Raw genomic sequence first — 23,780 nt, 5'->3', positions numbered from 1 at the left:
ATTTCACTTTCATCTTAAAACTTAATGGGTCATATTACCTGTGAGCAACAAAACATCTGAACTCCACCGTGGATTAAAAAGCAGACACATTCAGCTCATTGCAATGGGTGGTGCTATTGGCACTGGACTATTCTTAGGATCTGCACAAGTCATTCAGTCAGCTGGACCTTCTATTATTTTAGGTTATGCAATTGGTGGCTTTGTAGTTTTTCTAATTTTACGTCACCTTGGAGAGATGATTGCATATGAGCCTGTTACAGGGTCATTTAGTCATTTTGCATATAAATATTGGGGAAAGTTTCCAGGATTCCTAACAGGTTGGAATTATTGGATTTTAAATATTTTAGTTGCTATGACAGAACTAACAGCAATTGCAAAATATATTAATTACTGGTGGCCTTATATTCCTGCTTGGGTCTCTACCCTTTTCTTCTTCACTATTATTACCATTGTAAATACACTTAACGTCAAGTTTTATGGTGAATCAGAGTTTTGGCTATCGATTATTAAAGTTATTGCTGTTATCGCCATGATTATTTTTGGCGCATACCTTATCGTACATGCAGCACCAAATTCAAATATAAGCGTTTCTAACTTATGGACACATGGTGGCTTTTTCCCTCATGGGTTCGATGGTCTATTTTATATGCTGGCTTTTATTATGTTTGCATTTGGTGGTATTGACCTGATTGGTACGGCGGCCGCAGAAGCAGAAAATCCTAAAAAGACAATTCCAAAAGCAATCAATCAAGTTATTTTCCGAATCTTTATTTTTTATGTTGGTACACTTACAATCTTATTATCACTCGTTCCATGGAATAAATTACAACTGGGTAGTTTAGATAAAAGCCCATTTGTCATTATTTTTAGTCAGCTTGGTATCGACTGGGCTGCACATCTACTTAACTTTATTATTCTCACCTCTGCACTCTCTGTTTATAACAGCAGTATGTTTGCCAATAGCCGTATGCTATTCGGCCTAGCAGAACAAGGGGATGCCCCTAGTTTTTTTGCTCGTATTAATAAGAACGGCACACCGATTATTGCAACACTTTTTGCCTCTGCAATAATTTTTGGTTGCATAATTCTTAACTACTTTGTTCCAGAACAAGCACTTGGGCATCTTATGTATATTGTTGTTGGTGCTTTAGTTTTAAATTGGGCAGTTATTAGTCTTATACACCTTAAATTCAGAAAAGCAATGAAATCTTCTCATACGAAAACCAATTTCCCTGCTCTTTTTTCCCCTCTCAGCAACTATCTTGCACTTGGCTTTATTGCACTTATTCTAGTTATTATGTGGATACAAGGCTTTAAAGAATCCGTACTGATGATTCCTATTTGGATCATGTTGATGTTCATATTTTTTAAATATTTTAAGAAAAACAAATAGCTCAAAAAAAAGTTATTTTCACAATAACTTTTTTTTTCGCACTAACTAAGCTACATTATCTGCTATTCAACAATACGCCCTTAGCTTAACTGGATAGAGCAGTTGCCTCCTAAGTGACAGAAGTGGGTTCGAGTCCCGCAGGGCGTACCAATCAGAATATTAGACCGAAAGCCTTAAGCTGTTGTTCAGCAACATCAGCATTCGTAAAGTGAATCGTTTTAAACCCAATCTCTGATGCTGCTTGTACATTTCCAAGCATATCATCTAAGAATACTGTACGCTCAGGAATGACTTGATAAGTATCCATTAAATACCAAAATATTTCTTTCTGAGGTTTCATTGTACCAATTTCAGCAGAAACAACATGTCCATCAAAAACATTCCAAAAAGAATACATCTCTCTTAAATGACTAACTGTTTCTCTTACATTATCTGTTAAAGCATATAACCGATAATTTGCCTTAGATAACCGTTCTAATAAAATAGTTGTATTGTAAATTAAAATTTGTGTTTGCTTCACATAATAAAATAGTGCATCCAATATCACTGGACTAAAATGATAACGTTCAGCATATTCTTGTTTTGCTTCAGCCTCGGTCAACTTACCTAAATTAAGATTTTTCCAGATATCACCTGCAAAAACATCTTGCACTAACTGTTCTAAATTATCGGGAGAACTAAATGTCAAATTGATAATTTCTTTAGGTGCCCATCTTACAAGCACATTACCAAAATCAAAAACCACCGTATCTATTTTAGACATTACTATCACTCTTTATCTTTATATTTTTTATATTAATTCAATAATTTGACATCTATATTAAAAGAAAAAGAGCCATATTGGCTCTTTTCTAATCACTAATTATCAACTGGCATAAAGTCTTTTCGTCGTATCATTAAAATGGCAAGGCATAGACCTATTACGGCAAGAATACCACCGACAACACCAATATATTTCATACCTAGATTTAAACCCACAATACTACCCAGTAAAGCACCGCCACCAATGCCAACATTATAAAGCCCAGAATATAAGGACATCGCGACATCCGTTGCATCAGAAGCAAGCTGTAACACCTTAGACTGCATCACTAAACCAAAAATCATAATGAATATGCCCCATGCAACAGATATTGCCATAATTCCCCATACACTAAATGCGAGAGGCAATAACAACAACATACATATAGCTAATCCCGCAATAGAAATAACAGGGAAACCCTTTGGTAATTTTCGACTAAGACGGCTAAATAAAATTGAGCCTAAAATCCCAGATCCACCATAAACCAAGAGTAAAGTTGTGGTCTGATCTGCTGTGAAATGTGCAATTTCATCCGTAAATGGTTCAATATAACTGTATGCCGTAAACTGCGCGACAACAACAATAACCGTTGTAATAAACAGAAGCATTAATGCAGGACGTTTAATTAAAATAGGCAAACTTTCAATAGATCCAGTATTTTGACTTGGTAAATTCGGCAATGTTTTCCACAAAATACCTGCTGCAAGTACCGCAAGCACTGCAACTATACTAAATGTAATACGCCAACCAAATAATTCACCAATGACACGACCAAATGGAATACCAAGCACTAAAGCTAAGACTGTACCCGTAGAGAGTAACCCTAACGCTTGAACTCCCTTGCCTAAGGGCGCAACACGCACAGCAAGTGAAGCTGTAATTGACCAAAATATTGCATGAGCTAATGCAATACCAATACGGCTGATCAATAAAATTACGAAATTTGATGCAAAACTAGAAATTAGATGACTAAATATAAATAATAAGAAAATAGAAAGCAGAAGTTTTTTCCGTTCCATATGTCGTGTTACCAACATCATCGGTAACGATGCAAGTGCAACAACCCATGCATAAATCGTAATCATTAAGCCAACATGCGCAGCCTCCATATTAAAACTTTTTGCAATATCAGTCAGTAATGCAACAGGTACAAATTCTGTTGTATTAAAAATAAACGCTGCGAGTGCTAATGCAATAACACTCACCCAGCTGCCATCTTGGGCTGGTTGAGGAGTTGTATTCATAGGGCTTTATATATGAGATTAAGATTTTAGTTCGTATTTGTTATACGGCTTATATACTTATCAGTATACAAGTCTATGAATAATAAAATAAGGCAGTCTAATAAGAAAAATGTAAAAATCATACTTGGTTTTTTAATTTTGATTACAATAATCAAACTTCATAATATTCATCCCAACATCATAACGATCTGTACTATAAGGAATGCTTGTTTTGCAAACAAAACCATGATGTTCGTAAAACTTTTGTGCTCTTATATTACTTTTTAAAACACTTAAATACATACTTTTCTGATCTTTTTCTTTTGCAAAGTCTAAAAGAAACGCTATAAAATTTTTAGCATAACCTTGACCCACCGCTTCTTTTAAGAAATAAATTTTTTCTAATTCTGCACCTTCACATTTTATATTTGGCTCATATTGATTCAAATTTACCTTCGCAATCCCAATACACTTCTGAGGTGATTGCATATATAGGAACCAAAACTGATGATCATCTTCAATTGAATACAATATTTTTTTCTTTGAAAATGAACTATTCAAAAAATCTTCAATACCCTCATCTGTCCATATTGTGGAAAAATGTTCAACATAACTCTGCCTACCAACCTTCTGAATGAGGCTTAAATCTTCAGATATCGCCTGCTTAATTAGTATACTCATCTAATTTCCTTGTTTTTCATACATTCAAAAAACATACTCATTGCCTTTTAATTAAATATATTTTACAAAGAACATATTCGCTAAAGTATATAGAGAAAACTAAATCTTTTTTAAGAATAAGCTTTGATTTTTTAATGCTAAATATTTTTTAACATTTACTTTAGAATACTTGGGCTTCTACCCTGTCTCTTTTTTCGCTCCAAGCCGACAGCCAGGAACATATATGACTACGCCAATTCCTTCTATAGACTTAATAGATGCTCTTACTCAAGAATATACAGAAAAATCACCAAGTGAAATTTTAGAATTAGCATTAAACCAAGAAGGTGAAATTGCAATTTCCTTTTCTGGTGCTGAAGATATTGTTCTTATTGACATGGCATACCGCTTACGGAAACCATTTCGAGTATTTAGTTTAGATACGGGACGTTTACATCCTGAAACTTACCAATTTATAGATACTGTACGCAAGTTTTATAAAATTGAAATTGAAATCTGTTCACCTGAAGCAAAGCCACTTCAAGAACTTGTTACGAAAAAAGGTTTTTTTAGCTTTTTTGAAGATGGTCATAGCGAATGCTGTGGTATTCGAAAAGTACAACCGCTTCGTAAAAAACTCGCAACGCTTGATGGTTGGATTACGGGTCAGCGTAAAGACCAAAGCCCAACACGTAATGATATTCCAGTCATTCAATTTGATGCTGGCTTTTCAGGACCAAATAAACAGCTCATTAAATATAATCCACTCGCAAATTGGAGCAGCACCGATGTGTGGAGCTATATTCGTATGATGGAAATTCCTTATAACCCATTACATGAGAAAGGCTTTATTTCTATTGGCTGTGAACCATGTACCCGTCCTGTATTGCCAAACCAACATGAACGTGAAGGTCGCTGGTGGTGGGAAGAAGCCACACATAAAGAGTGTGGATTACACGCTGGAAATTTAAAATAACCTGTTTTTATTTGCCACTTCCAAAGTGGCATTTTTATTATTAGCCAAACAAAAACAAATTAAGGATTTAAACTCTGTGTCTTTCACCTTAAACTTACCCTCTTTAAATCATTGAAATGACCAAGAGATTCATAGCATGCGTCCATTACATCCGATAGATCTGATATTTTTATCATTGGAAAAAAGACAGCAACCGATGCATGTTGGAGGATTATTTCTCTTCAAAATACCCGAAAATGCACAAGAAAATTTTATTCAAAATTTAGTTGCAGACATTAGAGCATCTCAATCTATCCCAATATCTCCATTTAATCATAGATTAAATGGGCTTTTTTGGGATAAAGACTCTGAGTTCGACCTAGACCATCATTTTCGCCATATTTCCCTCCCTCATCCAGGACGTGTTAAAGAATTACTCGTACATATTTCACAAGAGCATAGCGTGCTATTAGACCGTGCTAAACCACTTTGGACATGCACACTAATCGAAGGTATTGAAGGAAATCGTTTCGCACTTTACTTTAAAATACATCATGCTTTAGTAGATGGTGTGGGTAGTATGCGCCTTATGGAAAAGTCTTTCGCCAAAGACCCAAACACCCACTATATTACGCCACCTTGGAGCATTGAAACTACGTCAAAAAAAATAAAGAAAAATAAATTTAAGACTGTATTTAATTCAGTTAAAAACCTTAAAGAACAAATTTCAACAACCCCACAAGTCGTATACCAAGAGCTTAAACAAGCCATGCTACATGATAGAAGGTTTGACCCCAATTATGTCACAAGTTTCCAAGCACCTAAGAGTATACTCAATCAGCGTATTAGTGCATCTCGAAGATTTGCCGCACAATCTTTTGAGCTAAAACGTATACGAGAAATATCTAAACGTTTAGATGTCACTCTAAATGACACCATCTTAGCAATTTGTTCAGGTGCACTTCGGCAGTATCTGCTTAACCTAAACCAACTTCCAGAGAAACCACTTATTGCGATGGTACCCGCTTCTATACGAACAGATGATTCAGCACTCAGTAATCGTATAACGATGATTCTTGCAAATTTAGCAACTGATACCCCTGATCATTTAGATCGCCTCTACACCATATCTAACAGTGTTCATACAGCAAAAATGCGTTTTAAGCGAATGACTCAAAATCAAATCTTGAGTTACAGTGCTTTTGTATATGCAGCAGCAGGACTCAATATTATTTCAGGAATAATGCCTAAAAAGCAGGCTTTTAATATTGTAATCTCCAATGTTCCAGGGCCTAAAGAAACGCTATATTGGAATGGTGCACCACTAGAAGCAATATATCCTGCATCAGTTATTTTTGATGGGCAAGCTTTAAATATTACTTTAACAAGTTACTTAGATAAACTTGAGGTCGGTCTTGTTGCATGTAGAAAAACCGTACCTAGAGTACAAACATTATTATCATTCTTAGAAGATGAAATTCAGCAGTACGAAAAATTAATTAACCATAAATAAAAAGCCTTCTTTTTTATCAGAAGGCTTTCTTTGGGGGACTTTCGAAACTAAAACGAGTCCCTTTAATTCTTAACAGTACGACACTGCTTAAGCAGTTCAATACACATATCTTGTACCATAGTTGTTGTAATTTGTACTTCTTTGCCGTGCTCATTCACCATGTAGCAATGATTTTGAACTGTTTGGCTGTCATTTAAATTTTGTATATTTGTTTGCATATAATTCTCATCAAAATATTGCATAGTTGCCCCCTCGATTGGCTAAGACAAAATACTTTATCTTTGGCTAGCTTAGAGTCATAGTATTGAGAAATCATACATAAAAGTAAACAGTCAGTTGTAACAAGGAATAATCATATATTGTTACAATTCTAACCAAAAATGATATCGTATTGCTCTTGTGTATAAAGTGTTTCTACTTGCAACTTTATACTTCTCTCAAGTAAATGAGATAAATCTTGCACAGCAACTGCCTCTTCTGTCAGTAAACGATCAATAACGACGGGGCTTGCAACAACAACAAAGCCTGTCTGATGAGGATATGTACGTGTAAATCGCATAATCTCACGAAAGATTTCATAACATACCGTTTCGGCAGTTTTTACAAATCCACGACCATGACAAGTTGGACACGAATCGCACAATAAATGTTCTAACGATTCTCTCGTACGTTTTCTTGTCATCTCAATAAGACCAAGTTCAGACACCTGAGTAATCTTTGTCTTCGCATGATCTTTTTCTAATACAGCTTCAAAATACTTAAGCACCTCTGCACGATGTATTTCTTCCTGCATATCAATAAAATCAATAATGATGATGCCACCTAAGTTTCTCAGACGTAATTGACGTCCAATAACTTCTGTTGCCTCCATATTAGTACGATATACCGTATCCTCTAAGCTTCTTCCACCTACATAAGAGCCTGTATTTACATCAATTGTAGTCATCGCTTCAGTTTGGTCTATCATAAGATAGCCACCTGATTTTAAAGAAATGCGAATTTGTAGTGCTTTTTGAATATCCTCTTCAATATGATGTACATCAAATAAAGGCTTATCCTCAACATAATGGATCAGACGACTCTCCATTTGAGGCATAAATTCTGAGATAAACTCTTTAAGCTTAATAAATACATCATCTGAATCGACATAAATTTTTTCTGTTTTATCTAAAGATAAATCACGCACTATACGCTGTGGTAAAGGTAATTCTTCAAAAACCAAAGAAGGTACAAGCAGACTTCTTTTTTTACGCTGAATATAGTTCCATAACTTACTTAAATAAGCCATATCTTGATCTATAGCAGTTTCATCAATTCCTTCTGCTGCTGTACGTACAATGACACTTCCAGGCAACAAATACTTTGTTTTTATATTTTCAATAATATGACGCAGTCGTTCTCGCTCTGCTTCAGATTCGATTCGCTGTGAAATACCAATATGATTACCAAAAGGCATTAAAACTAAATATCGTGAAGGTAAAGAAATATCCGTTGTTAAACGTGCACCTTTTGTACCAAGCATGTCTTTCATGACCTGCACAGTAATAATTTGACCCTGCTGTAATAGCTCAAACACATTAGGTGTAGTTTTTCCTTTAGGCCACACCATATCATTTATATGTAAAAAAGCCGTCCGTGATAAACCAATGTCTACAAATGCTGCTTGCATCCCAGGCAAAACACGTACTACTTTCCCTTTATATATATTGCCAACTAACCCCCTTTTTAAAGTTCGTTCGACAAATACCTCATTGACCACTCCATCTTCAGTTAATGCAACACGACATTCCATCGGTGTAGCATTAATGAATAGCTCATCAGACATAATTAACTCAAAATGTTATAAAAATATTTTTTTTAAGCAGTTAATTTAGTGCCTTAACTGCTTTTAATAATTTAACCGTCTCATGCAAAGGTAATCCAACCACATTCGTATAACTCCCTTTAATTGAGGGAATATATTTTGCTGCGATACCTTGTATCGCATATGCTCCCGCCTTATCTATAGGCTCGCCTGTTTGCCAGTAACTTTCCATATCACTTTGGCTAAGTTGCTGAAATGTGACTTGCGTTTTTACGACACAGTCATACATTTCATTTTCAGCAATGACACAAATACCAGATAAAACATCATGCTGACGTCCAGACAATGTACTCCATATATGGAAAGCATGCTCTTTAGATTTTGGTTTACCAATAATAGAACCATCTAAAGAAATACAGGTATCTGCTGCCAAAACAACCTTATCAGGAAATAGCTTAGAAATACTAGCTGCTTTTTCACGAGCAAGCCTAATCACATATTTATCAGCTACTTCATTTAATTTTAAGGATTCATCAATACTAGGACTATAAATCTCAAAATCTAAACCTAAACGTTGCAACAATTCAGAACGTCTAGGAGAACTTGATGCTAAAATTAAGCTCGCCATTTTTTTAAACTAAAATATAGAATAGGCCAAACAAAAATGCTACTTATCAATGGTTGCCAACATCTTATCAAAGAATAATCGACATTAGCCATGATTTGTGCAACACATATTAAAAGAATATAGAGTGCAACAGTTAGAATAGCAATTACCCATAAATTCAAAAATGTGAGAATTCTTTTTTCTCTGACAAAGTAACGAGTTCCAAATGAAATTAATATATATACCAATGCATTTTGACCAAGTGGAGCATCTATCAATAAGTCAGTAAAGATTCCCATAGTAAAGGCGAACCAAACACCACACCAACTTGGCTGACACAACACCCAAAAGAGCATCACCATCATCATCATAGCGGGTCGCCAAGCTGCTACATCATAAGATACGGGATAAACCGTAATTACAGATGCCACAATTACAGAAAGAATAATAAAGATTAAAGGGTCTTTTCTTTTTGCAGGCTTATAGTTAGCTGTTAACATATGGCTGCTCCTTAGCTAGAGAGTCAGAAAATAGAACAACCACATAATGACCACCAGCCAATTGAGCAGATGGCGTTACATCAATTTGAGCAAATTCACCAGAATTTTGTCGCTGTATCTTGGAAACTGTACCTACAAGATATCCAGCAGGAAAATGCTCACCTAAACCTGAGCTGTAGACATTATCTCCAACCTTTAGATCGGCACTAGTTGGTACATATTGCATTTTTAATGTACCCAGATCGCCTGTCCCAGACACAATGGCTCTCATTCCAGTTCGCTCTATACGTACAGAGAGAGAGCTTTCCTTATCTGATAAAAGTAAAACACGTGCATTATGCTGTGAAACATTAATGACCTGTCCCATAATTCCTTTATCATCAAGCACAACTTGTCCTTGGCGTAAATGATCTGCAACACCACGATTAATCACAATAATATGTCTTAAAGGATCTGTATCCGTACCAATAACTTCTGCAATTTCCATACGACCATCAATAATCAATGGAGTATCTAACAACCCGCGTAAACGGGTATTTTCAGCAGACAATTCTGATAGTTTTTGTAAGCGTACTTGTGCTTGTAATAATTCAGCCTGCATGGCCGTATTTTCACGGCGTAATTGTTCTTCAGATTTTGTTTGCTGACTTAACCACTCTCGCGACATTATTGGATAGCTTGCAACGGTATAAATTGGATTATACAGCGAGTACATAACATCCCTTGCAGGTTGTACCACATGTGGCATGCGCCAGTCGAAAAATAACACTGCTACACATGTGATGACTGCAATAATAAATGAGCGAAAAGATGGCGGTTGTCTTGAAAAAATATTCGGTTGCACCGCCTCACCCTATATTGATGAATTATCCAACAAAAAGCATGTCATGGTTTGGATTATCAAAGAACTCTAATACTTTACCACCGCCACGAGTCACGCATGTTAAAGGATCTTCAGCAGCAACAACTGGCAAACCAGTTTCTTTTGCCAATAGCTTATCTAAATTACGTAATAGTGCACCACCACCTGTCAGAACAATACCACGTTCTGCAATATCAGAAGAAAGTTCTGGTGGTGTTTGCTCTAAAGCAGACTTTACAGCACTTACTATACTTTGCAATGGATCTGTAATCGCTTGCATTACTTCATCAGATGTAACCGTAATAGAGCGAGGAACACCCTCTGCAAGATTACGACCACGAACTTCAATTTCTAGTTTTTGATTATTTTCTTCAGCAACTGCCATACCTACTTCTTTTTTAATTAGTTCAGCTGTTGTTTCACCAATCACACAACCATGTGCTTTACGTACATAATTAATAATCTGCTCATCAAAAACATCACCACCTATACGCAGTGAATCTGCATATACACAGCCTTGTAATGAAATAATTGCAATTTCAGTTGTACCACCACCAACATCAACAATCATTGAACCACATGCCTGCTCTACAGGTAAACCTGCACCAATTGCTGCAGCCATTGGTTCTTCAATTAAACGTACATCACGCGCACCCGCATTATATACAGCTTCGCGAATAGCACGGCGTTCAACAAGTGTTGACTTACATGGCACACAAACTACAACTCTAGGCGCTGGTGGAAAAAGACGCTTTTCATGCACTTTACCAATGAACTGATTCAACATTGTTTCAGTTACTTCAAAGTCGGCAATAACGCCATCTTTCATTGGTCGAATTGCAGAAATATTAGCCGGCGTACGACCAAGCATCTGTTTCGCATCCAAACCAACAGCAGCCACAATTTTTTGTGAGCCACTATGGCGAATTGCCACAACAGTTGGTTCATTTAATATAATGCCTCGTCCAGGCGCATAAATAAGTGTGTTCGCTGTACCTAAGTCAATAGCGAGATCTGGCGAAAACAAGCCAATTAGTCGTTTTAAAATCACGGGTCGTTCCCAGTTTCTACAAATATGGACGCAAGTTGGCAACTTTAACTAAATGTGATGATTTGAACAAGTCAATCGCTTATCATATAACACGATATTTCAATTTTTTTTGATACTGACTAGGTGATGTTATGTCTACACCAGATGCACAGCATTCAGATTTTAATGCTCAAACCATTGCGAGCATTGCCAATCTTGCTCGATTATCGCTCAATGATACGCAATCTAATGCATACGCACAAAGTCTAAATAAAATTTTAGACATGATGGATACATTAAAAGAGATTAATACAGATGGTGTTGAACCACTAAGAAGTCCATTTAATAGCCCACAACCATTACGCCAAGATACGATCTCAGAGAGCAATCATCGTGAGGAATATCAAAAGGTTGCACCATCAACACAAGATGGTCTATACCTTGTACCTCGCGTTATTGAATAATACTTTCCGATCACTTTAATTATACAGAATATACTATGACAGATTTACATCGCTTATCTATTCGCGAACTTTCTCAGGGATTGCAACAACGCCAGTTCTCGTCTCGCGAATTGACAGAACACTATTTAAAACGCATTGACAAACTTGATACACAACTTAACAGCTATATTACAGTTACAGCAGAGCAAGCACTCAATGCAGCAGATACAGCAGATGCCTTAATCAAATCTGGTCAAGCATCTGCTCTTGCAGGTATTCCAATTGCACATAAAGATATTTTTTGTACAAAAGGAGTTCGTACTTCTGCAGGTTCAAAAATGCTTGATAACTTCATTTCGCCATATGATGCGACTGTAGTTACAAAAACCGAACAATCTCATCTTATTACTTTAGGAAAAGTAAATATGGATGAGTTTGCAATGGGTTCAACGTGTGAAAATTCATATTATGGCGCAACTAAAAACCCTTGGAACTTAGACTATGTTCCAGGTGGTTCTTCAGGAGGCTCTTCAGCTGTTATTGCTGCAGGTTTAGCACCATTTGCAACAGGTACAGATACAGGAGGCTCTATTCGCCAACCTGCATCATTTTGTGGTCTTACGGGTCTAAAGCCTACATATGGTCGCGTTTCTCGCTACGGTATGATCGCATTTGCATCATCACTTGACCAAGCAGGCCCTATGGCACACTCAGCAGAAGACTGTGCTTACCTAATGAATGTAATTGCAGGTCATGATGAAAAAGACTCTACATCCGTTGAAATACCTGTAGATGACTATGTTAACAACCTCAATAAAACTTCATTAAAAGGTTTGCGTATTGGTATACCAAAACAGTATTTTGAAGTTGAAGGTTTAAACGCTGAAGTTAAAGCACGTGTTGAAGAAGCATTAAAGAAACTTGAAGAACTTGGTGCAATTCTTGTTGAAGTTGACTTAACTATGGTTGAATCATATGTACCAACATACTACCTAATTGCACCTGCAGAAGCTTCTTCAAACTTATCTCGTTATGATGGTGTTCGTTTTGGACATCGCTGTGAAAATCCACAAGACCTAGATGACTTGTATAGACGCTCGCGCTCTGAAGGATTTGGCGAAGAAGTACAACGTCGTATTCTTATTGGTACATATGCCCTCTCTGCTGGTTTCTATGATGACTACTACGTCAAAGCACAGAAAGTTCGTCGTCTTATTCAGGAAGACTTCTTAAAAGCATTTGAACATGTTGATGTAATTGCCGCACCATCTGCACCAACAACAGCTTACAAAATTGGCGCATCACTCTCTCCAGTAGAAATGTACCTAGGTGACCTATACACACTTGCTGTTAACCTTTCAGGACATCCAGCAATCAATGCACCTGTTGGTTTCGATCAAAATAATCTTCCTGTAGGTCTACAACTTATAGGTAATTATTGGTCTGAATCTCAACTACTTTCAGTTGTACACCAATATCAACAAGCAACTGACTGGCATAACAAACGATCTGCTATTGCTGAGGAGAATGTATAATGGCAAAACTTATTGATGGTTGGGAAGTTGTCATTGGCTTAGAAATCCACACTCAGCTCAACACAAATACAAAAATATTCTCTGGTTCAAGCATCGAATTTGGTGCTGAACCAAACACTCAAGCAAGCCTTGTCGATTTAGCTATGCCTGGCGTTCTCCCTGTCCTCAACAAAGAAGTTGTAGATAAAGCAATTTGCTTTGGTTTAGGGATTGATGCAGAAATTGATCGTGCTTCTGTCTTTGCCCGTAAAAACTACTTCTACCCTGACTTACCAAAAGGCTATCAAATTAGTCAAATGGATAACCCTATTGTGGGCAAAGGTCATATCGACATTCACCTTGAAGATGGTACAACAAAACGTATTGGTGTAACACGTGCCCACCTTGAAGAAGATGCAGGTAAATCTTTACACGAAGATTTTGAAGGCATGACAGGTATTGATTTAAACCGTGCAGGTACACCACTGCTTGAAATTGTTTCAGAACCTGATATGCGCTCAAAAGAAGAAGCCGTTGCTTACGTACGCGCCATTCATACGCTTGTACGCTGGCTAGGCATTTCTGATGGTAATATGGCTGAAGGTTCTTTCCGTTGTGACTGTAACGTATCTATTCGCCAACCGGGCGATGAATTTGGTACACGCTGTGAACTGAAAAACATCAACTCGTTCCGTTTTATCGAAAAAGCGATTGAAGTTGAGATTGAACGTCAAATTGATGTTCTAGAAAGCGGTGGTAAGATCATTCAACAAACGCGTCTTTTTGACCCAAACAAGTTAGAAACACGTGCAATGCGTACAAAAGAAGAAGCAAATGACTATCGCTACTTCCCTGACCCAGATTTACTGCCTGTACGCATTTCAGAAGAGCAAATTCAAGCGATCCAAGCAGATATGCCTGAACTCCCTCAAGCACGCCGTGAAAGATTCATAGAAGCATACCAGCTAACTGAATACGATGCGCGTGTACTAACACTCAGCCGTGAACTATCAGATTTCTTTGAAGAAACAGTAAAAGCATCAGGTGGTGCAAAAAATGCAAAACTTGCAGCCAACTGGGTTATGGGTGAACTTTCAGGCGCACTCAATAAAGCTGATTTAAGTATTGATCAATCACCTGTTTCAGCAATCCAATTGGGTGGTATGATTGCTCGTATTATCGACAACACAATTAGTGGGAAAATTGCAAAGCAAGTTTTTGGCTTCATGTGGGAAAGCAATGGTTCATCTGCCGACCAAATTATTGAAGAAAAAGGCTTAAAGCAAGAAACTAACACAGGTGCAATCGAAGCAATCATTAAAGAAGTACTTGCTGCCAACGAAAAAATGGTTGAAGAATATAAATCTGGCAAAGAAAAAGCATTTAATGGCTTAGTTGGTCAAGTCATGAAAGCATCTCGTGGTAAAGCAAACCCAGCACAAGTAAACCAGCTTATGAAGCAGTTGCTTAACTAATTATTTATTTTTATTATAAAAACCTCGCTTCGTGCGGGGTTTTTATTTTTCTAAATATAATGGGGCTTCATTCATACTATGGCAAAATTCTTAAATACAAGTGCAACAAATTACTACCTTGAAGAGCTTATAAAATCAGCAAAAGAACGTGTTATTTTAATTAGTCCATTCCTAAAGCTCAATGACCGAATTAAGGAACTACTTGAAGACAAAAACCGTCTAAAAATCGATATTCGAATTATTTATGGAAAAAGCGAGTTACAGCCTGAAGAAATCAATTGGTTAAAAGAACAAGAATATATACGCACAAGCTTTTGTAAAAACTTACATGCAAAATGCTATCTCAATGAAGATCGTGCAATTATTACTAGCCTAAACCTGATGTCTGCTGAAAAAACAGGAGGGTTTAACTTGGTAAACTATACATACTCATCAGGAGTTTACCATGAGCAAGAAACACAAGACGTATACGGCAGAATTTAAAGCTGAAGCGATCAAAGCAATAGAAGCCAATCAAGGCAATGTATCCCAAACAGCTAGAGAACTCGGCATTTCCATGCAAACCCTTTCGAACTGGAATACAAAGGCAAAGGCAGGGACTTTAGCCGGTACAAAACAGTATTCACCTGATCTAAATGCTTTACTCGAAGAAAATAAAAAACTTAAACAGCAGCTTAAAACAGCCGAAATGGAACGTGAATTTCTAAAAAAGGCAGCAGCGTACTTTGCCAAAGAAAGTCAGTAAGGTACGCCTATATGAAATCGCAAAGACACTTATTTCCTATTATTTTGATGGCTCGCTTACTTCACGTATCAGTTTCATGCTTTTATGATTGGCTAAAACAAGGTGTGAGTAAACAATCAATTCAGCGAAATCAACAAGCAATTTTGGTCAAAATAGCACATGAGGAAACGAAACAGAGCTATGGCTATATTCGTTTAACCAAGCATTTACAGGCTCAGGGCGTAAAAATTAGTGCCTATGCCGTTCGTCAGATAAAAAAGTTAAATCAGCTGTATTGTAAGCGCCACAAGCGTTTCAAAAGAACAACGAACAGTGACCATAACCGAGCGATCTATCCAAATTTGCTTGAACAACAATTCTCAATGATTAAACCAAATCAAGCGTGGTCGAGTGATATTACGTATATATGGACAACTGAAGGCTGGTTGTACTTAGCAGCTGTAAAAGACCTTTACACGAAACAAGTGGTTGGCTACAGCTTAAATGAGCGTATGACAGCCAAGCTTGTTTGTGATGCATTGAATATGGCTATTCGCAATCAAAAACCAACTAAGGACCTCATTGTGCATTCAGACAGAGGCAGCCAATATTGCGGTCATGAATATCGAAACTTACTTGAAAAATGTGGCTTTCAGGGTTCAATGAGCAAGCGTGGCGATTGTTACGATAATGCACCGATTGAAAGCTTCTGGGGCATACTCAAAAACGAATTGGTGCATCATCATAGCTATAAAACGAGGGAAGAAGCCAAAGCGGAGATTACAAAATACATAGAGTTATTTTATAATCAACGAAGAATTCAAAAAGGTTTGGATTTTAAGACACCAAATCAAATGGCAGAGGACTTTTGCAAGTTGGCTGCCTAAAATCTCCCAAGTGAAAGTCTCCTGATAATTCAGCACACATCAGATGAACTAGATGGTTTTATCGCAGCATCACTTGTAGATAGCGAAAGTGGTTTACCCCTTGCTACAGAAGGCACAGCAATCGATCTAGATCTTGCATCTGCAGGAAATACTGAAGTAATTCGTGCAAAGAGAAAAGTAGCTCAAGCACTTGGATTAAATGATGACATTGAAGATATCTTAATTACTTTAGCTGAACAGTATCACTTACTTCGTCCATTAAAAGGTAATAAAGATTTATTCTTATACATCGCTTTAGATCGTAAAAAAGCGAACCTTGCTATGGCTCGCCATATATTAAAGAAATTTGAAACTCAATTAGATTTTTCATAAGTTTCATTATAAATATAAAAGCGAATAATTATTTATTCGCTTTTATACAATCAAAATTCTGTTTAGACTAAAGTAAGTATCCATAACCTAACTTTTATCTCATTATTTTTTTGATATGACCAATCACTCTCTCTTACTCATAAATAAATTCTAGTTAAGTAGCTTAATAACTCCTTCCTGATTAAGTATCTTTATATTTCACTTAGAAATAAGTATTTTAAAATAAATTATTCTTTATTGAAGATACTAATTTATCTATATTCCTATATCTTTCAATTCACAAAGAATATCTAGCAACAAATTCTAAACTATGAAGATTCATGGTTGAGTTGCTTACATGCAGGTAAGAGCTCAGTAAAGATATAACATGGCTAGATATTTTAAAAAAATTATGAAGCAGTTTAAATTAAGAACCTCTATTCATTGATGGAAGGAAGCTACTCGTTCATTAATTAGCATACAAACGGAGCTCAGCACAGTTTCAAAAAAGCAATTTGGAAAATTGCATAGTAAATACTCATCAAAAATTCATTTTATAGCCGACTTAAACGGATTATCTATTGATTTTAAAATCGCTCGTGTTAACAGCCAAGTTATAGATCTATTTAATAGCAGATAAAATATATAATGCTAATGTTAGAAACAGAAAGATGTTTTCTATAATGCACAAATAAACCACGAACTTGAATAATTTTCTAGCAAAAAGAACAATTCTAAAATTATTTTAATAAGACACTTTATATGAAATAGTAAGGAACACTATTTCATATAAAGTTAGCTTCAGTGGCAATATGCACTTAAAAAATTTAAATTATTTTCAAACATCATACTACAAAGTAAAGCAACCATATCAATCAGGATAATTATAGCTATGAACAGCTTTTAGTTGCTCAGCTTATGAAAATAATACTTACACGATCACACTACTTTAAAACAGACTCAAAGGCTTTTAAACGCTTATAGATTGAAAGTAATTCAATGATAGTTTTCCAAGAACTAATCAGATATTGAAAAGATCCTCGAACTTTATCAAATACATTAGAAACTTGTTGCATCAGCCCTAAGGTGAATGCACCAGATGCAATAGAGGGAAATAATATAACCAAACTAAATAATATATCTAGTTGCATATACCAAATACTAATCAAATTAAAATATGTATAGTGAAAGTACAATTTAAAATAATTAACTCGCACACTAGAAAATAGCTCTCGTAGCTTTACAGGTTGTGCATACGCACTACTGTCTTCACCATAGACAAGTTCTTTACGATATGCGGCTTCCACTTTTTGATTGTTAAACTCAAGTCCAGGTAATTTAACGCCAACTACCATCATTAAAACTGTTCCAAAGACAGACCAAACAATAGCAGCCCAGAATAATGCATGTGGAATTTCACCAACCAGAGGAAGTACTTTCACATGCTCTGAAAGCTGAAATAAAATAGGTAAAAATGCTATCAGTACCATAATAGCATTGATAAAACTTACGCCTAGACCTTCCATAATAGATGCAAACCGCATTGTATCTTCTTGTACACGCTGAGATGCACCTTCCATATGCCTTAAGCTTTCCCAGTGCTTGATATAATACTCATTCATTGCCATACGCCAACGAAAGACATAATGGCTAGTAAAAAATGAATTAATAATCACAACTGTGACATAAACCATAGCAATATAGAGAAATGCCAATGTTCCAGTATAAAGATCTTGAATATTACCACCTTTATTTGAAAGCATATTTTGGATTAGATCGTAAAATGGGTTATACCATTCATTTAGAGCTACATTTACCTGAACACTAAACCAAATATTAAATAAGATAAATGCAGACCCCCAAATCGACCATGCATGCCATTTATGTTTTGCAACAATTTTCCAAAACAGTGCAAAAATAAGTACTGAGATAAAAAACCAAATATAAAACCAGATAAAAGTTGGATATAAAAAACGACTAATCCCTATAGGTAAAACTGCTTTATCATAACCAGGAGTAAATCCAATGTAAGTACCCCAATGTTGCCCGCCTAAATACCACATACCAACACTTATAGCAGCCCATGCAAGCACAGATAAAAAAAAGCGACGAGGTGCGGGGAAAAAAGACTCAAACATAAATTAAATTATTCCGACAAATATCTTATATATAACGAGCAGTAGTAAAAATCATAATTTTTAATATGCATAAATACTTATTACTATTCTGACATTAATTCCTAATACATCAGAACCATTTTTGTAACTGTCCTTATCATATACTCACATTTGGATTTAAACCTTCAAAGCCATAGCCTAATCACTTTTATCAAACTTCAATCAAGTTTCTACTATTCACAGATATTTTAGTTTTTGACAATGTTTTCTAATTATTCATGCGTATGTAGTAAAACTTTTCTATTAGAAATAGGAGTCCATATCATTAAAAAGCTATTTAATCTTATATTTTTAATGATCATTTTTCAAATAAGTAGCTTTATCTAGTGTTTTTTATTAAATTTAACTATATTAATCTCAAACGATTATCGTAATTGAAAACTTTACAGAACAAAAATTAAGATATGGTTTATAAGATTAGTCCCCTTTTAACGAAATTTACTAAGTTTCTAAAGCGAATTTTCTATGTATGCATTCATTATCATTGGAATATTTTTTACAAGCCTAGTGTATACCTATTTTCATGGTCATGTACGCCTAAAACTTTCTAGACAACTATTTGACCACTCAACATTTTTAGCTCCAGTGAATATGTTCATGACTGGATTTTCTAAACTACCGAATCGACCTTTTTTCGACTTAAAAGATTTTCCAGAGTTAAAACCACTGCAAGACCACTGGCAAATTATTAGAGAAGAGGCACTTCAACTAAATACACATATTAAAGCTGCAGAAAGTAATAATGACGCAGGATTCAATACTTTTTTTAAACGAGGATGGAAACGCTTTTATCTAAAGTGGTATAAAGAAACTCATCCATCTGCACAACAGCTTTGCCCAAAAACAGTTGAAATACTAGAAAAAATTCCCTCAATAAAAGCTGCAATGTTTGCAGAACTACCTGCAGGAAGCTATCTAGGCAAACACCGTGACCCATATGCAGGATCTATACGTTATCATTTAGGATTATTTACACCCAATAGTAATGAATGTTTTATTGAGGTAGATAATGAACGCCATAGTTGGAGAGATGGTAAGGCTACTCTATTTGATGAAACTTATGTACATTGGGCACAGAATAAAACAGAGCAAACACGTATTATTTTATTTTGCGATATTGAGCGCCCAATGAAATGGGCTTGGGCACAAAGTTTCAACCATTGGTTTGGTAGAAACATTATGGCTGCGGCTAGCTCCCCAAATGATGCCCAAGACAAAACAGGTGGCATCAATAAAGCATTCAAGTACTTATATGCTATTCATATGAAAGGGCGCTCCCTCAAAGAAAAAAATCGCTCTATGTACTATTTTACAAAATGGATGCTGTTCTCTACGATCATTTTACTGATTCTCTTACCAAGTTTCATTTAAAATATAACGAAAAGCAAATGCAATACTTTGTATCTGCTTTTTTTTAAGTAATAATATATAGAAAGATACACTGATTTTAAAAGATCAGATAAACTCTTATTAGTATTTTTACTGATGTTATCATTTACCATCACAAATGGTAAATGAAGTCTATAACATACAACGCTTTTGGTGATACTCTTTACAATATTGAGTTCATAATATTAGGATCCACAATGACTGATAATGCAACAATCTTGCAAAACATACCTGTAGGGCAAAAAGTTGGTATCGCCTTCTCTGGTGGTTTAGATACATCTGCAGCATTACTTTGGATGAAGCAAAAAGGTGCACAACCTTATGCTTATACTGCAGACCTTGGCCAACCTGACGAAGATGACTACAACGCTATTCCCAAAAAAGCTGAACAATATGGTGCTGATAAAGCCCGATTGGTTGACTGCCGACTTCAACTTGCTTTAGAAGGTATTGCTGCAATTCAATGTGGTGCATTTCACATCAGTACAGGTGGTGTACCATATTTCAATACAACACCTTTAGGTCGTGCTGTTACAGGAACAATGCTTGTTACAGCAATGAAAGAAGATGATGTAAATATTTGGGGTGACGGTTCTACATACAAAGGAAACGATATTGAACGTTTCTACCGCTATGGTCTACTAACCAACCCTGCACTTAAAATTTATAAACCGTGGTTAGACCAACAATTCATTGATGAATTAGGTGGTCGTGCTGAAATGTCACAGTTCCTGATTGATAACGGCTTTGACTACAAAATGTCAAAAGAAAAAGCCTATTCAACAGATTCAAACATGCTTGGCGCAACACACGAAGCAAAAGATCTTGAATCCCTGAATGCAGGTATCAAAATTGTTGAACCAATTATGGGCGTTGCTTTCTGGCGTGACGATGTTGAAATTAAACCAGAAATTGTAACAGTTACTTTTGAAGAAGGTATGCCAGTTGCACTAAACGGTACACGCTTCGATAACCCTGTAGACCTTATTTTAGAAGCAAATAAAATTGGTGGTCGCCATGGTTTAGGCATGTCAGACCAGATTGAGAACCGTATTATTGAAGCAAAATCTCGCGGTATTTATGAAGCACCAGGTATGGCACTACTTCATGCTGCTTATGATCGCCTAGTTACAGGTATTCATAACGAAGATACTATCGAGCAATACCGTATTAATGGTTTACGTCTAGGTCGTCTACTTTACCAAGGTCGTTGGTTCGACTCACAAGCACTCATGCTACGTGAAACAGCTCAACGTTGGGTTGCAAAAGCAATTACTGGTCAAGTAACACTAGAGTTACGCCGTGGTAATGATTACAGTATCTTAAATACAGAATCTCCAAACCTTACTTATGAAGCTGAACGCTTAACCATGGAGAAAGGTGATTCAACATTTACACCTATGGATCGTATTGGTCAATTAACAATGCGAAACCTAGATATTATTGATACGCGTGCAAAACTTGGAATCTATAGCCAAACTGGTTTGCTTTCAATTGCACAAGGTTCTGCTGTACCTCAACTTGAAACAAAAAAGAAATAATATGAAGAAAAAACTGCTCTAAGTGAGCAGTTTTTTTTATCTTTAATTTTTAGTTTCTGCCATGTGCATCAATTCAAGATAGACAGCATTATGCTTTTTTGAGTTTATGCATTATTATTTATTTTATTTTTAGTTTGAAAAGACATTGAAGACAATAACGCTAACGCAGCCAGATGACTGGCATGTCCACTTACGTGATGGTCTTGCACTTAAACGTACCGTACCTGATTTAGCAAAGCAGTTCCGCCGTGCAATCTGTATGCCAAACCTAGTACCACCAGTAAAAACTGTAGAAGAAGCTATCGCATACCGCAATCGTATTATGCAACATGTACCAGAGGGAAATTTATTTGATCCTCGTATGGTTCTGTATTTTACAGATCAGACATGCCCAGATGAAATAGCTAAAATAAAGGCATCAAACTGTGTAAATGCGATTAAACTTTACCCTGCTGGTGCGACAACCAACTCAGATAATGGTGTCAGTGATATCCGTAAAGTTTATGCGGTTATTGAAGAAATGGAAAAACATCAAATTCCATTACTACTTCATGGTGAAGTAACGCATAAACATGTTGATATTTTTGATAGAGAAAAACGTTTTTTAGATGAAGTTCTCTCTCTTCTAATTCAACAGTTCCCTGATTTAAAAATTGTACTTGAGCATATTACAACAAGCGATGCTGCAAACTTTGTACTTGAACAAAGTAAAAAAGTAGCAGCAACAATAACCCCCCAACATTTGCTATTTAACCGCAATAACATGTTAGTTGGCGGAATAAAACCTCATTTTTATTGCCTGCCAATTTTAAAGCGTCAAACACATCAAGAAAAACTATTAGAAGTCGCGACAAGTGGAAACCCTAAATTCTTTTTAGGTACAGATAGTGCGCCTCATGCACAAGATGCCAAAGAAAATGCATGTGGCTGTGCAGGCTGTTATAGTGCGCCAACTGCAATCGAGCTTTATGCACAAGCATTCGATCAAGTCGATCGTATAGAACGCCTTGAAGGATTTGCTAGCCATTTTGGTGCTGATTTTTATGGACTACCTCGAAATACAGATACCATTACACTCAAAAAAGAAGATCAAGTTATTCCGCAGCATCTAAACTATTTAGAAGATCAGAAAATTATTCCACTTTATGCTGGAAAAACCATTCAATGGAGAAAAGTGTGACAGCAACAGAAAATGTCCCTGTTATTGGCCAACGGTTTCGTGGTTTCCTGCCTGTTGTTGTAGATGTTGAAACCGCAGGGTTTAACGCTCAAACAGATGCTCTGCTTGAAATTGCATGTATTCCGATCGTGTATAACGATGAAGGTATTTTTGTACCAGGTAAGGCCATACATGCACATATCAATCCTTTTGAAGGTGCAAACTTAGATCGTCGCTCTCTAGACTTTATTGGCATTGACCCATTCAATCCATTACGCATGGCAATGGCAGAAGATGAAAAAAGTGCATTAAAACGTATTTTTAAATCATTGACAGAAGTTAGACGTCAACAAAAATGCTCGCATGCCGTTTTGGTTGGGCACAATGCGCACTTTGACCTTGGTTTTTTACGTGCAGCAGTTGATCGTACAGGTACAAAAAATCAAAATCCATTCCACAGCTTTTCTGTATTCGATACCGTTACACTAAGTGCTGTCATGTTTGGACAAACTGTGCTTGCTAAATCTTGCATTCAAGCAGGTATTGAATTTGATGGTAACGAAGCACATTCTGCACTCTATGACACAGAAAAGACTGCAGAATTATTTTGCTATATTTTAAATAAGTTAGCACCTCACGTACTTGACAACCTACTATCTTCAACATAGAATAGCGCCACTTCTATACGTCCCTATCGTCTAGAGGCCTAGGACATCGCCCTTTCACGGCGGTAACCGGGGTTCGAATCCCCGTAGGGACGCCAAATTTTTA

General features: G+C 36.3%; 22 protein-coding genes, 2 tRNA genes and 1 pseudogene. 15 read left to right on the top strand and 10 right to left on the bottom strand.

The features are described from left to right. The first annotated feature begins 40 nt into the window (after positions 1–40). Positions 41–1,393 (top strand): amino acid permease, encoded by a 1,353-nt coding sequence (locus tag AC1MPL_RS05915; RefSeq protein WP_479764889.1) that lies wholly within the window; start codon positions 41–43, stop codon positions 1,391–1,393. 74 nt (positions 1,394–1,467) lie between these two features. Then, a tRNA-Arg gene (locus tag AC1MPL_RS05910) sits at positions 1,468–1,543 on the top strand. A 1-nt stretch (position 1,544) separates the two neighbouring features. Here the strand turns inward: AC1MPL_RS05910 and AC1MPL_RS05905 are convergent. The 3 genes from AC1MPL_RS05905 to AC1MPL_RS05895 form a co-directional block, all read right to left on the bottom strand. Continuing rightward, positions 1,545–2,156, bottom strand: coding sequence for an HAD family hydrolase (locus tag AC1MPL_RS05905; RefSeq protein ID WP_479764888.1), 612 nt, complete (start codon positions 2,154–2,156; stop codon positions 1,545–1,547). A gap of 95 nt (positions 2,157–2,251) precedes the next feature. Continuing rightward, positions 2,252–3,439, bottom strand: coding sequence for a sugar transporter (locus tag AC1MPL_RS05900; RefSeq protein ID WP_479764887.1), 1,188 nt, complete (start codon positions 3,437–3,439; stop codon positions 2,252–2,254). 132 nt (positions 3,440–3,571) lie between these two features. Beyond that, positions 3,572–4,099, bottom strand: coding sequence for a GNAT family N-acetyltransferase (locus AC1MPL_RS05895; protein WP_479764886.1), 528 nt, complete (start codon positions 4,097–4,099; stop codon positions 3,572–3,574). 223 nt (positions 4,100–4,322) lie between these two features. On the opposite strand from AC1MPL_RS05895, the gene AC1MPL_RS05890 reads away from it, so the two are divergent. Together AC1MPL_RS05890 and AC1MPL_RS05885 are read left to right on the top strand one after the other, a co-directional pair. Then, on the top strand, positions 4,323–5,054 hold the full coding sequence (locus AC1MPL_RS05890) for a phosphoadenylyl-sulfate reductase (protein WP_479764885.1): 732 nt from the start codon (positions 4,323–4,325) through the stop codon (positions 5,052–5,054). A gap of 136 nt (positions 5,055–5,190) precedes the next feature. Further along, a complete protein-coding gene (locus AC1MPL_RS05885; RefSeq protein WP_479764884.1) occupies positions 5,191–6,546 on the top strand; it encodes a WS/DGAT/MGAT family O-acyltransferase in 1,356 nt (451 codons plus the stop codon). Between the two features lie 62 nt (positions 6,547–6,608). Here AC1MPL_RS05885 and AC1MPL_RS05880 read toward each other — a convergent pair whose 3' ends face one another. The 6 genes from AC1MPL_RS05880 to AC1MPL_RS05855 all read right to left on the bottom strand — a co-directional run bounded on the left by AC1MPL_RS05880 (position 6,609) and on the right by AC1MPL_RS05855 (position 11,370). Then, entirely contained in the window at positions 6,609–6,788 is a 180-nt protein-coding gene (locus AC1MPL_RS05880; RefSeq protein ID WP_479764883.1) for a PA1571 family protein, read from the bottom strand. A gap of 128 nt (positions 6,789–6,916) precedes the next feature. Beyond that, positions 6,917–8,371: a ribonuclease G gene (gene rng, locus AC1MPL_RS05875; protein WP_479764882.1), complete on the bottom strand. Its 1,455-nt coding sequence runs from the start codon at positions 8,369–8,371 to the stop codon at positions 6,917–6,919. A gap of 40 nt (positions 8,372–8,411) precedes the next feature. Further along, positions 8,412–8,978, bottom strand: coding sequence for a Maf family nucleotide pyrophosphatase (locus AC1MPL_RS05870; RefSeq protein ID WP_479764881.1), 567 nt, complete (start codon positions 8,976–8,978; stop codon positions 8,412–8,414). Next, positions 8,966–9,457, bottom strand: a complete 492-nt coding sequence (gene mreD / locus AC1MPL_RS05865; RefSeq protein WP_479764880.1) for a rod shape-determining protein MreD — start codon at positions 9,455–9,457, stop codon at positions 8,966–8,968. Before mreD ends, AC1MPL_RS05870 begins: the two co-directional genes overlap by 13 nt. Continuing rightward, a complete protein-coding gene (mreC, locus tag AC1MPL_RS05860) occupies positions 9,444–10,301 on the bottom strand; it encodes a rod shape-determining protein MreC (RefSeq protein ID WP_479764879.1) in 858 nt (285 codons plus the stop codon). The genes mreD and mreC overlap by 14 nt, the downstream gene beginning before the upstream one ends. 22 nt (positions 10,302–10,323) lie before the next feature. Further along, entirely contained in the window at positions 10,324–11,370 is a 1,047-nt protein-coding gene (locus AC1MPL_RS05855) for a rod shape-determining protein (RefSeq protein WP_479764878.1), read from the bottom strand. A 131-nt stretch (positions 11,371–11,501) separates the two neighbouring features. Here AC1MPL_RS05855 and gatC point away from each other — a divergent pair, with 131 nt between their 5' ends. The 6 genes and pseudogenes from gatC (at position 11,502) to AC1MPL_RS05825 (ending at position 16,764) form a co-directional block, all read left to right on the top strand. Then, positions 11,502–11,813, top strand: coding sequence for an Asp-tRNA(Asn)/Glu-tRNA(Gln) amidotransferase subunit GatC (gatC, locus tag AC1MPL_RS05850; RefSeq protein WP_479764877.1), 312 nt, complete (start codon positions 11,502–11,504; stop codon positions 11,811–11,813). A gap of 35 nt (positions 11,814–11,848) precedes the next feature. Beyond that, entirely contained in the window at positions 11,849–13,327 is a 1,479-nt protein-coding gene (gene gatA / locus AC1MPL_RS05845; protein ID WP_479764876.1) for an Asp-tRNA(Asn)/Glu-tRNA(Gln) amidotransferase subunit GatA, read from the top strand. Continuing rightward, positions 13,327–14,781 carry an Asp-tRNA(Asn)/Glu-tRNA(Gln) amidotransferase subunit GatB gene (gene gatB, locus AC1MPL_RS05840; RefSeq protein ID WP_479764875.1) on the top strand — a complete coding sequence of 485 codons (1,455 nt, stop codon included), beginning with the start codon at positions 13,327–13,329 and terminating at the stop codon, positions 14,779–14,781. The genes gatA and gatB overlap by 1 nt, the downstream gene beginning before the upstream one ends. Positions 14,782–14,859: 78 nt before the next feature. Next, a pseudogene (locus tag AC1MPL_RS05835) lies at positions 14,860–15,162 on the top strand (phospholipase D family protein); the annotation flags it as partial. Positions 15,163–15,226: 64 nt separating this feature from the next. Further along, positions 15,227–16,392 (top strand): IS3 family transposase gene (locus AC1MPL_RS05830; RefSeq protein WP_479764079.1). Its coding sequence is split into 2 segments (ribosomal slippage): positions 15,227–15,485 and positions 15,485–16,392, totalling 1,167 coding nucleotides; the frame shifts between segments, so codons are not numbered across the junction. A gap of 21 nt (positions 16,393–16,413) precedes the next feature. Further along, entirely contained in the window at positions 16,414–16,764 is a 351-nt protein-coding gene (locus AC1MPL_RS05825; RefSeq protein ID WP_479766168.1) for a roadblock/LC7 domain-containing protein, read from the top strand. Positions 16,765–17,687: 923 nt separating this feature from the next. Here AC1MPL_RS05825 and sbmA read toward each other — a convergent pair. Continuing rightward, the gene (gene sbmA, locus AC1MPL_RS05820; protein ID WP_479764874.1) at positions 17,688–18,881 is read right to left on the bottom strand and encodes a peptide antibiotic transporter SbmA; all 1,194 of its coding nucleotides are present in this window, start codon (positions 18,879–18,881) and stop codon (positions 17,688–17,690) included. A gap of 504 nt (positions 18,882–19,385) precedes the next feature. On the opposite strand from sbmA, the gene lpxO reads away from it, so the two are divergent. The 5 genes from lpxO (at position 19,386) to AC1MPL_RS05795 (ending at position 23,772) form a co-directional block, all read left to right on the top strand. Then, a complete protein-coding gene (gene lpxO / locus AC1MPL_RS05815; protein WP_479764873.1) occupies positions 19,386–20,291 on the top strand; it encodes a lipid A hydroxylase LpxO in 906 nt (301 codons plus the stop codon). A 200-nt stretch (positions 20,292–20,491) separates the two neighbouring features. Beyond that, the gene (gene argG / locus AC1MPL_RS05810; protein ID WP_479766167.1) at positions 20,492–21,850 is read left to right on the top strand and encodes an argininosuccinate synthase; all 1,359 of its coding nucleotides are present in this window, start codon (positions 20,492–20,494) and stop codon (positions 21,848–21,850) included. A 145-nt stretch (positions 21,851–21,995) separates the two neighbouring features. Then, complete coding sequence (gene pyrC, locus AC1MPL_RS05805; RefSeq protein WP_479764872.1) at positions 21,996–23,030, top strand: dihydroorotase; 1,035 nt, start codon at positions 21,996–21,998, stop codon at positions 23,028–23,030. After that, on the top strand, positions 23,015–23,677 hold the full coding sequence (rnt, locus tag AC1MPL_RS05800; RefSeq protein ID WP_479764871.1) for a ribonuclease T: 663 nt from the start codon (positions 23,015–23,017) through the stop codon (positions 23,675–23,677). The genes pyrC and rnt overlap by 16 nt, the downstream gene beginning before the upstream one ends. A 19-nt stretch (positions 23,678–23,696) precedes the next feature. After that, positions 23,697–23,772 (top strand) — tRNA-Glu (locus AC1MPL_RS05795). Positions 23,773–23,780: the final 8 nt, after the last annotated feature.

The sequence above is a fragment of the Acinetobacter sp. N1-1 genome, from assembly GCF_056711485.1.
This window is presented reverse-complemented; position numbering and strand designations above follow the sequence as displayed.

Bases quoted from the DNA above. Each gene is read 5' to 3' on its own strand.
- rnt (WP_479764871.1), top strand. From the start codon at position 23,015: ATGGAGAAAAGTGTGACAGCAACAGAAAATGTCCCTGTTATTGGCCAA.
- AC1MPL_RS05900 (WP_479764887.1), bottom strand. From the start codon at position 3,439: ATGAATACAACTCCTCAACCAGCCCAAGATGGCAGCTGGGTGAGTGTT.
- AC1MPL_RS05890 (WP_479764885.1), top strand. From the start codon at position 4,323: ATGACTACGCCAATTCCTTCTATAGACTTAATAGATGCTCTTACTCAA.
- AC1MPL_RS05880 (WP_479764883.1), bottom strand. From the start codon at position 6,788: ATGCAATATTTTGATGAGAATTATATGCAAACAAATATACAAAATTTA.
- AC1MPL_RS05870 (WP_479764881.1), bottom strand. From the start codon at position 8,978: ATGGCGAGCTTAATTTTAGCATCAAGTTCTCCTAGACGTTCTGAATTG.
- AC1MPL_RS05885 (WP_479764884.1), top strand. From the start codon at position 5,191: ATGCGTCCATTACATCCGATAGATCTGATATTTTTATCATTGGAAAAA.
- sbmA (WP_479764874.1), bottom strand. From the start codon at position 18,881: ATGTTTGAGTCTTTTTTCCCCGCACCTCGTCGCTTTTTTTTATCTGTG.
- mreD (WP_479764880.1), bottom strand. From the start codon at position 9,457: ATGTTAACAGCTAACTATAAGCCTGCAAAAAGAAAAGACCCTTTAATC.
- rng (WP_479764882.1), bottom strand. From the start codon at position 8,371: ATGTCTGATGAGCTATTCATTAATGCTACACCGATGGAATGTCGTGTT.
- lpxO (WP_479764873.1), top strand. From the start codon at position 19,386: ATGTATGCATTCATTATCATTGGAATATTTTTTACAAGCCTAGTGTAT.
- gatC (WP_479764877.1), top strand. From the start codon at position 11,502: ATGTCTACACCAGATGCACAGCATTCAGATTTTAATGCTCAAACCATT.
- AC1MPL_RS05895 (WP_479764886.1), bottom strand. From the start codon at position 4,099: ATGAGTATACTAATTAAGCAGGCGATATCTGAAGATTTAAGCCTCATT.
- gatA (WP_479764876.1), top strand. From the start codon at position 11,849: ATGACAGATTTACATCGCTTATCTATTCGCGAACTTTCTCAGGGATTG.
- gatB (WP_479764875.1), top strand. From the start codon at position 13,327: ATGGCAAAACTTATTGATGGTTGGGAAGTTGTCATTGGCTTAGAAATC.
- AC1MPL_RS05905 (WP_479764888.1), bottom strand. From the start codon at position 2,156: ATGTCTAAAATAGATACGGTGGTTTTTGATTTTGGTAATGTGCTTGTA.